Genomic DNA, 9269 nt, shown 5'->3' on the forward strand with positions numbered 1-9269 from the left:
GACCTGGGCCGGCACGTGGAGGTACGGCCATCGAAAGCCAGAACAACGGCGAGTCGCCCGGCGTGTCGTCGCCCGGGACAGCCGCCGACCACTCCGGCGTCGCCGCCATCCGCTCGGTGCTGCGCATCCGGCCGTTCCGCAGGCTGTGGATCGTCCTCAGCGCCGCCTCCTTCGGCGACTGGCTCGGTCTGCTCGCCACCGCGCTGTTCGCCGCCTCCCAGGTCTCCGGCAGCACCGCCCAGGGCGCCGCGTTCGGCGGTGTGACAGCGATCCGGCTGCTCCCGGCGCTGGTGCTCGGCCCGGTGGCGGGCGTGTTCGCCGACCGGTTCGACCGCCGGTGGACGATGGTCATCTGCGACCTGCTGCGCTTCGTGCTGTTCGCCTCGATCCCGCTCTACGCGCTGACCGGTGCCGCCGGCGGGCTGGTGGTCGGCTGGGCGCTGATCGCCACGTTCCTGATCGAGTCGATCACGCTGATGTGGATCCCGGCCAAGGAAGCGGCGGTTCCCAACCTCATCCCGCGTACCCGGCTGGAAGCGGCGAACCAGCTCACGCTGATCACCACGTACGGCCTCACGCCGGTTGCGGCGGCCATCGCGCTGGCCGTGCTGGACCGGGGCGTCCGCGGCGCGGTCGGCGGCGACCTGCCGAACTGGGCCGAGCCGGCCCAGCTCGCGCTCTGGTTCAACGCGTTCTCCCGGCTGGCCACCGCGCTCGTGGTGGCGTTCGGGATCAAGGAGATCAGCCAGGCCCAGCGCGGCGAGGCCGAGCGCTCCGAGCAGAGCATGTTCCGGCAGTTCTCCGAGGGCTGGAAATACATCGGCCAGACCCCGCTCGTCCGCGGCCTGGTGCTGGGCATCTTCGGCGCGTTCGCCGGCGGCGGCATCGTGGTCGGCACGGCCAAGTTCTTCGCCAACTCGCTCGGCGCCGGTGACGCCGCGTTCTCGCTGCTCTTCGGCGCGATCTTCGTCGGCCTGGCGCTCGGCATCGGCCTCGGTCCGATGATCGTGCGGGACATGTCCCGCCGCCGCTGGTTCGGCATGAGCATCGTGCTCGCCAGCGCCTCGGTGCTGGTGCTCGCCTTCGCCATCCACCTGTCGATGGCCATCCTCGGCGCGATCCTGGTCGGCGCGGGCGCCGGCATGGCGTTCCTGGCCGGCACCACGCTGCTCGGCGGCGAGGTCGCCGACGAGGTACGCGGCCGGGTCTTCGCGGTGGTGCAGATCGGCACCCGGCTGGTGCTGATCCTCGCCATCGCGCTCAGCAGCCTCCTGGTCGGCGTCGGCGGCTCCCGCCAGCTCACCATCGCCGACCTGGGCATCTCCATCTCCTCGACGCGCCTGCTGCTGCTCGCCGCCGGCGCGGCCGGCATCATCGCCGGCATCAGCGCGTTCGGCCAGATGGACGACAAGAAGGGCGTGCCGGTCCTCGCCGACCTGTGGGGCTCGATCCGGGGCCGCCCGCTGATGCCGGCCGAGCCGTTCGTCTCCAGCGGTCTCTTCGTGGTCTTCGAGGGCGGCGAGGGCGCCGGCAAGTCCACCCAGCTCGCCGTGCTCGCCGAGCGCCTGCGCGCGCAGGGGCGGGACGTGGTGGTCACCCGCGAGCCGGGCGCCACACCGGTCGGTGAGCGGATCCGCTCGCTGGTGCTTGACACCGGCACGGACGAGGCGCCGTCGCCGCGCGCCGAGGCGCTGCTCTACGCCGCCGACCGGGCGCACCACGTCGCGACCGTCGTCCGCCCGGCGCTCGTGCGAGGCGCGGTGGTGATCAGTGACCGGTACGTCGACTCGTCGCTCGCCTACCAGGGCGCCGGCCGGACGCTGCCGGTGGACGAGGTCTCCTGGCTCTCGTCCTGGGCCACCGGAGGGCTCAAGCCCGACCTGGTGGTGCTGCTCGACGTCGAGCCGCGTACCGGCCTGAGCCGGGTGGAGACGCGCAACGAGGGGGCCGACCGGCTGGAGGCCGAGTCGCTGACGTTCCACGAGCGCGTCCGGTACGCCTTCCTCGACCTGGCCGCCGGTGACCCGAAGCGTTACCTCGTGCTCGACGCGTCCCGGCCGGTGGACGAGATCGCCGACGCGGTGGCCCGCCGGGTGGGTGAGCTCCTCGCCGACCCGGGCGGGATCGTGCACCCGCGTCCGGCGCAGGGCCCGGACACCTCGGTCCAGCCTGAGTTATCCGACGCGGAGCTGGTGACGATGGAGCAACCCCGAAGATGACCGACGTCTTCGGCGATCTGGTCGGGCAGGACGAGGCGGTGGACACGCTGCGGCGGGCCGCCGCCTCGGCCGCCGCGCTGCTGCGCGCCGCCGTGCCCGTCGCGGCCGGCGCGCCGGCGGGCGGGTACGACGACCTCGACGCGCTCGCCGAGGAGCTCGACGGCACCGACGCCGACCCGCCTCCGGCACCCGCCGCTGAAGCCGATCCCGGCGCCGGGATGACCCACGCCTGGATCTTCACCGGGCCGCCCGGATCCGGCCGGTCGGTGGCCGCCCGCGCGTTCGCCGCCGCCCTGCAGTGCGTGCACGGCACCGGATGCGGCAGCTGCCCCGGCTGCCACACCACGCTCACCGGCACGCACGCCGACGTGCGCCTCGTCGTTCCGGACGGGCTCTCCATCGGTGTCGGCGAGATGCGCGCGCTGGTGCTCAGGGCGGCGAGCACGCCGTCCGGTGGCCGGTGGCAGGTAGTGATCATCGAGGACGCCGACCGGCTCACCGAGGCCGCCGGCAACGCGCTGCTTAAGGCGATCGAGGAGCCGCCGCCGCGTACCGTCTTCCTGCTCTGCGCCCCGTCCACCCACCCGGACGACATCTCCGTGACCATCCGGTCGCGCTGCCGCGTCGTACCGTTGCGCCAGCCGCCGCCGGCCGCGGTGGCCGAGGTGCTGGTCCGCCGGGACGGCATCGCGCCGGACGTGGCCGAGTGGGCCGCGGCGGCCGCGCAGGGGCACGTGGGCCGGGCTCGGCGGCTGGCCCGCGACCCGGAGGCCCGGCAGCGGCGCGACGCGGTGCTGGCCGTGCCGCGCCGGCTGACCGGCGTGGGCGCGGCGTTCGACGCCGCCTCGGCGCTGATCGAGGCCGCCGAGGCGGAGGCCGCCGCCTCGGTCGTCGAGATCGACGAGGCGGAGCGTACGGCGTTGCAGACCGCGCTCGGTGCGGGCGGCACCGGCCGGGGCGCGGCCGGCGCCATGCGCGGCGCGGCCGGCCAGCTCAAGGATCTGGAGAAGCGGCAGAAGTCGCGGGCCACCCGTGCCCAGCGGGACGCGCTCGACCGGGCGCTGGTCGACCTGGCCGGGTTCTACCGCGATGCGCTCACCATGGCGTTGCGGGCGCCGGTCGCCCCGGTCCACACCGACACCGCGGCGCTGGCCGGCGCGGGCGCGCAGAAGTGGGACGCCGAGGGCTCGCTGCGCCGCTTGGAGGCGGTGCTGGAGTGCCGGGCGGCGATCGAGGCGAACGTCAAGCCGCGGATCGCGGTGGAGGCGATGATGCTCGCCCTCTGGCGCGGCTGACCCACGCCCGCTCCACGCTGTCCACAGGGCATCGACACGCGCGATTGGCGTGCGGTACGGTCCCCGGTGATGCCGCCGTGATCGAGGCGGCACGCTCAGTGATGTTGGGGCCGACCGGCCGGGAGGAGTCCGCCGATGCCGCGGGGCGAGATCGACGAGGCCTGGATCGAGGAGGCGGTGCGGCGCTACCGCCGCATCGAGAACCTGCAGGCCGAGTTCGACCAGGCGGTGGCCACTGTCGAGGTCACCGTCCGCTCGCCCGACGGCCTTGTCGAGGTGGTGGTGACAGCCGGTGGGCGCATCACCGACGTGCGTTTCCTCGGGCCGCTGCACCACCGCAGCCCACGTGACGTGGCCGGGTCGGTGCAGGCGGCGGTCACCGCCGCCGCCGACGCGGCGCAGTGGGCGCGGGAGAAGCTGCACAACGAGACGTTCGCGGCCTACCGGCCGCTGGCGGGAGCCTGACATGGAGACGCTGCGCGCCCTGGCCGCCCGCCTCGACGAGGCCGGCGCGACCCTCGCCACGCTGGCCCGCACGGTCACCGCCACCGACCCGCCGCACCCCGCGTTCGGCGCGCACGCCGCCGGCCGGCCCGGTGAGGTGGGCCGCGCGCTGCACCGGCAGTGGACCGCCGCCACCGCCGACCGAGCGCGCGAGGCACAGGCTGCCGCCGTCCGGCTGGCCGCCGCCGCGGCCGCGCTGCGCAGCGCCGCCGACCGCTATGCCGCCGCCGACGACGGCGTGGCCCGGCGGCTGGCCCGGGAGGCCTGATGGACGCGCTCGACCGCCTCGCGGAGCCGGGGCTCGACCTGCTCGCCCGCGTCGACACGCTGCTCGCCGCCGGCGCACCCGAGGGCCACCGCCTCTGGCCGCTGCTGCGCCGCATGCAGGTGCTCCCCGGCGCGGCCGTGCGCGAGTTCCTCGACCTGCACCCCGCGCCGCTGACCGACGCCGGCCACGCCGTGCGCCGGCTCGTCCGGGGGTACGACGACACCTGCGCCCTGCTCGGCGACCAGGTCGCCTGGTCCGGCGCCGCCGCGTCGGCGTACGACGAGGCGCGCGCAACACTGCTCCGGCACCTGGACGAGGGGCCGGAGAGCCTGGTCGGGCGGCTGGAGTCGACGGCGAGTTACGCGGACGCGCTGGCCGGCTGGGTGGAGGGCAGCCGGGTCGCGCTGGCCCGCGCGCTGGCCGAGGTGCTGGGTTCGTCCGAAGCGGTCGCCGTGCACGCGGCGACCCGGCCCGGCGTCCACGCCGGACCGGCCGGGGCGTCGGCCGCGGCCGAGATCGCCACCCGGATCCTGGGCGTGCTCGGAGTCGCCTACGACGGCGCCGAGACGCTGCTGCGTCAGTGGGGGCCGAGCCTCGCCGAGACGGTCTGGCGGGATCGGCCGGCGGTCGCGCCGCACTACGGCGGCACCACCCGAATCGGCTACTGACGGTCCACGGCGCCGCGCGCCGGACCGGCCGTGGCCGGGCAACGGCGGCGACGCCGTGGACTTCCCCTGCACCCCCCGCAGGTATGTCTTCACTCAACGCTGTCGGCAGACGCTTGTCCCGGCGGCGGGCGAGGTTTCAGCCGTCCGGGCGAGGCGAAGGGGCGATTCGGCCGGGTCGACGGAGCCGATCGCCGCTGTCGGTGACCGTACGGCGACCGGCCGCCGTACGGCGGGCCCCGATCCGCGTAGGGTGGGGCGCATGGGCATGCTCTGCGCGGTCAGTTTCAACCGGTACGGGCGCCTCTACTACCTCGACCCGGGCGAGCTGCGCCCGCAGGTGGGCGACCGGGTGCTGGTGCCCACCGACGAGGGGCCCGAGGTGGCCGAGTGCGTCTGGGCGGCCCAGTGGGTCAGCGAGGACACCGACGGATTCCCGAAACTCGCCGGGCTCGCCGAGGACGACGATCTGCGCCGCGACGAGATGCTGCGCCGGCGCAAGGCCGAGGCGAAGGTGGCCGCCAAGCGGCTGATCCGCGAACACGGCCTGCCGATGAAGGTGGTAGCCGTCGACCACGTCCTGGCCACGCCGGAGAACGGCAGCGACCGCACCACCATCTACTTCACCGCGCCGCACCGGGTCGACTTCCGTTCCCTGGTCCGGGACCTGGGCGCCACCCTGCACTGCCGGGTCGAGCTGCGGCAGCTGTCCGCCCGCGACTCGGCACGGGTGCAGGGCGGCATCGGCTCCTGCGGGCGTGACCTGTGCTGCGCCACGTTCCTGACCGACTTCGAGCCGGTGACCATCCGGATGGCGAAGGACCAGGACCTGCCGCTCAACCCGCTGCGCATCTCCGGCGCGTGCGGGCGGCTGATGTGCTGCCTGAAGTACGAGCACCCGCTGTACCAGAAGTTCCAGGAGACGGCCCCCGCGGTCGGCAGCCGGGTGTCCACGCCGCAGGGTGAGGGCAAGGTGGTCGGCCACAGCGTCCCGCGCGACGCGGTGACGGTCCGCCTGGACGCCGACGGCTCCCGCTCGATGTGCTCCCGCGCGTCGGTCTGCGGCCCCAGACAGGCCCACGAACAGCACTACCCCCAGCCCTGACCGCTGCCCGCCCCCCTCTCCACCTCCCGCTCCACCTTCCCCGTCGATCATGAAGTTAGCGGTCGAAATAGTGATCGACTTCGCCGTCAACTTCATGATCGACGGGGTCGGTCCGGGGGTCAGCGGATGACGATGGGGGGTTCGGCCAGGCGGGGGGTCAGCGGGGTCTTCGGGGTCAGCCAGGAGGCGGTGGGGGACTGGTCGGGGTTGAGCTGCCAGTCGTGGGACACCTTGTCCACGGCGATCGGGTAGATCGTCAACGTGCCGTCCGGGTCGATCCGGAACCGCAGGAACGCCTTCGAGTCCTCGATGCCCTGGGCGGCGAACAACTCGTTCAGGTTGACCCCGAACGCGCCGGCCACCAGCAGGTACAGCGCGACGAGCTGGCTGGCGACCAGACCGCTCACCGGCCCGTAGAGCACCGCTGCGGCGACCGCCGGCAGCGGCCACGGCCAGTCGTAGAACGGCAGCTGCAACCAGACCCACGTGCCGCCGGCGGCGAGAGCTATCTGGGCCAGTCCGTGCGCCACCCCGAGGATCCAGTGGCGGGCGTGCCGCTTCCCGCCCGCCGTCGGCGGCTTGGCGAAGAACACCGCGCCCATCATCGCCACCACCAGCATGATCGCCAGCGGCACGCTGAACAGGCGCTGCTCGGTGGTGCCCACCCGCTGCACCGCCACGCCGGCCATGGCCAGCATCAGCAGCGTGTGCAGGGTGCCGAGCAGCGTGGTGAAGCCCGGATTGCGGAACGGCAGCCGGGCGAAGATGCCCCAGCCATACCGGCGGGAGCGGGCCTTGTCCGGGTAGCGCGCGGCCAGGTCGTACTCCCGGGTGTTGCTGGCCCGCCGGGTCAGCGTGTCACGCGGCGGCACCTCCAGCTTCTCCGGCAGCCGGTGCGTGGGGTAGAGGTAGGCGCCGCCACCGCCGCACGTGACGAGCTGCCGGTCCGCCCCGGCGTAGCGGGCGTAGTGGTGCAGGTCGCCGGAGACCAGCACCCGCACCTGCGCGCCGGTCGGCGCGACGAGGGTACGGATGAAGTAGTCGATCGAGTCGTACGCGTTGGGGTGGTCCACGGCCTTGACCCACGTCGGCGCCGGCACCGCCAGGATCACCTTGGACTCCGGGGTGAGCTTGCGGGCCACCTCGTCGAAGTAGGTGAGCTGCGGGTCGTCCAGGTACGACCCGGACTGGTCGTCGAGGCCGAGCAGCCACCAGCCGGCCGGCAGCTCGACCGCGAAGTACGAGCGGGACTGGCCGGTGCCCCAGCCGCCGAAGTGCCGGTCCCGGGTGCGCACGAACAGGCGCAGGAACGCCGTCAGCCCGTCGTACCAGTCGTGGTTACCCGGCACCGCGAACAGCGTCGGCTGCTCCGGCGGCGCGACCGGCAGCGCGGACTGGTACGGGCCCTTGCAGCGGTCCTCGTACGCCTCGTAGCCCGCCGCCGGGTAGACCTGGTCACCACCCATCACCAGCGTCTGCGCCCGCGGAAGCCGGTGCCCGTCCACCGTCAGCTCCGGCTGGGCGAGCAGGTACGCCACCGAGTACGTGGCGTCGAAGCCGTCACCCAGGTCGGCCACGTAGTCGAGCCAGAGCCCGCCGTCCGGCCCGACCTGCCGGAACGTGCCGTCGCCGAACGCGTTCTGCAGCTCGCGCTTGTCCAGGTACGCCCCGAACAGCATCGCCAGCAGCGTACGCAGGCCGGTGCTGATCAACAGCAGCGGCGCGAGCCAGGGCACCGGCCGGCGCGGGGTGAAGCCCAACTCCTGCGGGTCGATCTTGCGGGGGCGGCGGGTGGCGCGCTCGCCGGGATGCGCCTCGGGGGCCGCTGGCCGCGGCGGTTCGTCGGTCACCCGCCGCAGGGTAGTCGGGACGCGGCGCGAAGTCTCTCCCGTGACGGGGCGGATGTGGCTCGGTGTCCGGGTTCTGAGGCGGGGGGATCCGGTTCGGCTTCGGCCGGGGAGTGCCGTACACTTTACGATCGTTGCCGCCTTAGCTCAGTCGGCTAGAGCGACGCACTCGTAATGCGTAGGTCGACGGTTCGATTCCGTCAGGCGGCTCGGTACAGAAGCCCAGGTCAACGACCTGGGCTTCGCCGTTTCCTAAGGTCTACAGCAGCGCCGCCGGCCGTGCCAGTCCGCAAATAGTCCGCATCGCGCGCAGCGACCGCCTCGTCCAGGCGGTTGGCGACCGCGTCCAGGTCGTCACCGAACAGGCCCGCGTACACGTCCAAGGTCATCGACGCCGAGGCGTGCCCGAGCATCCGCTGCACCGCCTTGACGTTGGCGCCCGCCGCCACGGCCAGACTCGCCGCCGCGTGCCGTAGATCGTGCGGAGTCAGGCCCGCCAAGCCGACCGATGCCGCAGCCGGCGCGAAGACCCGAGAACGGAAGTTGGTGTTGCGCAGCGGGCCGCCGTTGGGAGCGGTGAACACCAGTGCGTCCCGGCGCTTACCGGCGACGTGCGCTGCCAGCTCGTCGACGAGGAACCGCGGAATCGGCACCGACCGCCGCTGATGGTTCTTCGGCGTGCCCTCCACCAGCTCGCCGCCGACTTCCGCGAAGGCCACCGCCACGGTCACCCGACGCCGCAGCAGATCCAGCCGCGAGACCCGCAGCGCCGACGCCTCCCCCCACCGCAGCCCGGTGTAGGCCAGAAACCGCACCAGCAGTCCGTACCGACCGCACGCCTCCGCGAGCACCGCCACCTGGCCGTGGTCGAGGAACACCGGTTCCTCCTTGACCACCCGAGGCAGCCGCACGCCCTCTGCCGGATTCCGGGACATGCGGCCATCCCGCACGGCGTGGGCCACATCAAGGCGGCCCGCAAGCGGGCCGCGCCGGCCGCGCTCGGCCTGCTGGCGGCGCGAGCGCCGGCATCGGCCGGCGCGCGCCGGCGGATCGAAGGGCATGCCTCCGGCGGGGGCCAGACGACTCCGGGATGGGATTGCCGAACAGTTCGCTGGGTGGGTGGTTGGGAAGGTTGCCATCCCGTCTACCACCGACCCAGGCAAGCCGAGCAGACCAGGGCCAGGGTGACCAGGTCGTACGTCCGGTAGGGCGCTCCACCTGGTCACCCTGGCCCTGGCCCGCTCCACCGTGGTGTGGGTCGGCGGCAGACAGTGATGGCTGAGGCGAGGAATGCGGTGAATGGCGGGAGGCCGTGGCAGTGGCCCGGTTCAGTCTTTGTTGGACGCGTTCCATGTCAGGACGCATG

Annotated in this window: 8 protein-coding genes and 1 tRNA gene; 7 read left to right on the top strand and 2 right to left on the bottom strand. The window is 73.5% G+C overall.

Going from position 1 to position 9269, the window contains the following annotated elements:
* Nucleotides 1-62 precede the first annotated feature (62 nt).
* The 6 genes from tmk (at nt 63) to A4R25_RS26580 (ending at nt 6056) form a co-directional block, all read left to right on the top strand.
* Nucleotides 63-2219: a dTMP kinase gene (gene tmk, locus A4R25_RS26555; protein WP_231915641.1), complete on the top strand. Its 2157-nt coding sequence runs from the start codon at nt 63-65 to the stop codon at nt 2217-2219.
* The gene (locus tag A4R25_RS26560; protein WP_064448456.1) at nt 2216-3514 is read left to right on the top strand and encodes a DNA polymerase III subunit delta'; all 1299 of its coding nucleotides are present in this window, start codon (nt 2216-2218) and stop codon (nt 3512-3514) included. Before tmk ends, A4R25_RS26560 begins: the two co-directional genes overlap by 4 nt.
* Nucleotides 3515-3649: 135 nt before the next feature.
* Entirely contained in the window at nt 3650-3979 is a 330-nt protein-coding gene (locus A4R25_RS26565; protein ID WP_013473591.1) for a YbaB/EbfC family nucleoid-associated protein, read from the top strand.
* A 1-nt stretch (nt 3980) separates the two neighbouring features.
* Nucleotides 3981-4286: a hypothetical protein gene (locus tag A4R25_RS26570; RefSeq protein ID WP_030503764.1), complete on the top strand. Its 306-nt coding sequence runs from the start codon at nt 3981-3983 to the stop codon at nt 4284-4286.
* The gene (locus A4R25_RS26575) at nt 4286-4954 is read left to right on the top strand and encodes a hypothetical protein (RefSeq protein WP_064448457.1); all 669 of its coding nucleotides are present in this window, start codon (nt 4286-4288) and stop codon (nt 4952-4954) included. Before A4R25_RS26570 ends, A4R25_RS26575 begins: the two co-directional genes overlap by 1 nt.
* Nucleotides 4955-5213: 259 nt before the next feature.
* Nucleotides 5214-6056 (top strand): regulatory iron-sulfur-containing complex subunit RicT, encoded by an 843-nt coding sequence (locus A4R25_RS26580; RefSeq protein ID WP_064448458.1) that lies wholly within the window; start codon nt 5214-5216, stop codon nt 6054-6056.
* Between the two features lie 119 nt (nt 6057-6175).
* Here A4R25_RS26580 and A4R25_RS26585 read toward each other — a convergent pair whose 3' ends face one another.
* Nucleotides 6176-7906 (bottom strand): metallophosphoesterase, encoded by a 1731-nt coding sequence (locus A4R25_RS26585; protein WP_064448459.1) that lies wholly within the window; start codon nt 7904-7906, stop codon nt 6176-6178.
* A gap of 133 nt (nt 7907-8039) precedes the next feature.
* On the opposite strand from A4R25_RS26585, the gene A4R25_RS26590 reads away from it, so the two are divergent.
* Nucleotides 8040-8113: transfer RNA gene (locus A4R25_RS26590), tRNA-Thr, on the top strand.
* 17 nt (nt 8114-8130) lie between these two features.
* On the opposite strand, the gene A4R25_RS26595 is transcribed toward A4R25_RS26590, so the two are convergent.
* The gene (locus tag A4R25_RS26595) at nt 8131-8964 is read right to left on the bottom strand and encodes a site-specific integrase (protein WP_231915642.1); all 834 of its coding nucleotides are present in this window, start codon (nt 8962-8964) and stop codon (nt 8131-8133) included.
* Nucleotides 8965-9269: the final 305 nt, after the last annotated feature.

The sequence above is a fragment of the Micromonospora sp. NBRC 110037 genome (assembly GCF_001652995.1).
Classification (GTDB): domain Bacteria; phylum Actinomycetota; class Actinomycetes; order Mycobacteriales; family Micromonosporaceae; genus Micromonospora; species Micromonospora chalcea.

What these genes read in the sequence shown, in the direction of transcription:
- A4R25_RS26560 (WP_064448456.1), top strand. Translation starts at nt 2,216, where the DNA reads ATGACCGACGTCTTCGGCGATCTGGTCGGGCAGGACGAGGCGGTGGAC.
- A4R25_RS26565 (WP_013473591.1), top strand. Translation starts at nt 3,650, where the DNA reads ATGCCGCGGGGCGAGATCGACGAGGCCTGGATCGAGGAGGCGGTGCGG.
- A4R25_RS26570 (WP_030503764.1), top strand. Translation starts at nt 3,981, where the DNA reads ATGGAGACGCTGCGCGCCCTGGCCGCCCGCCTCGACGAGGCCGGCGCG.
- A4R25_RS26575 (WP_064448457.1), top strand. Translation starts at nt 4,286, where the DNA reads ATGGACGCGCTCGACCGCCTCGCGGAGCCGGGGCTCGACCTGCTCGCC.
- A4R25_RS26580 (WP_064448458.1), top strand. Translation starts at nt 5,214, where the DNA reads ATGGGCATGCTCTGCGCGGTCAGTTTCAACCGGTACGGGCGCCTCTAC.
- A4R25_RS26595 (WP_231915642.1), bottom strand. Translation starts at nt 8,964, where the DNA reads ATGCCCTTCGATCCGCCGGCGCGCGCCGGCCGATGCCGGCGCTCGCGC.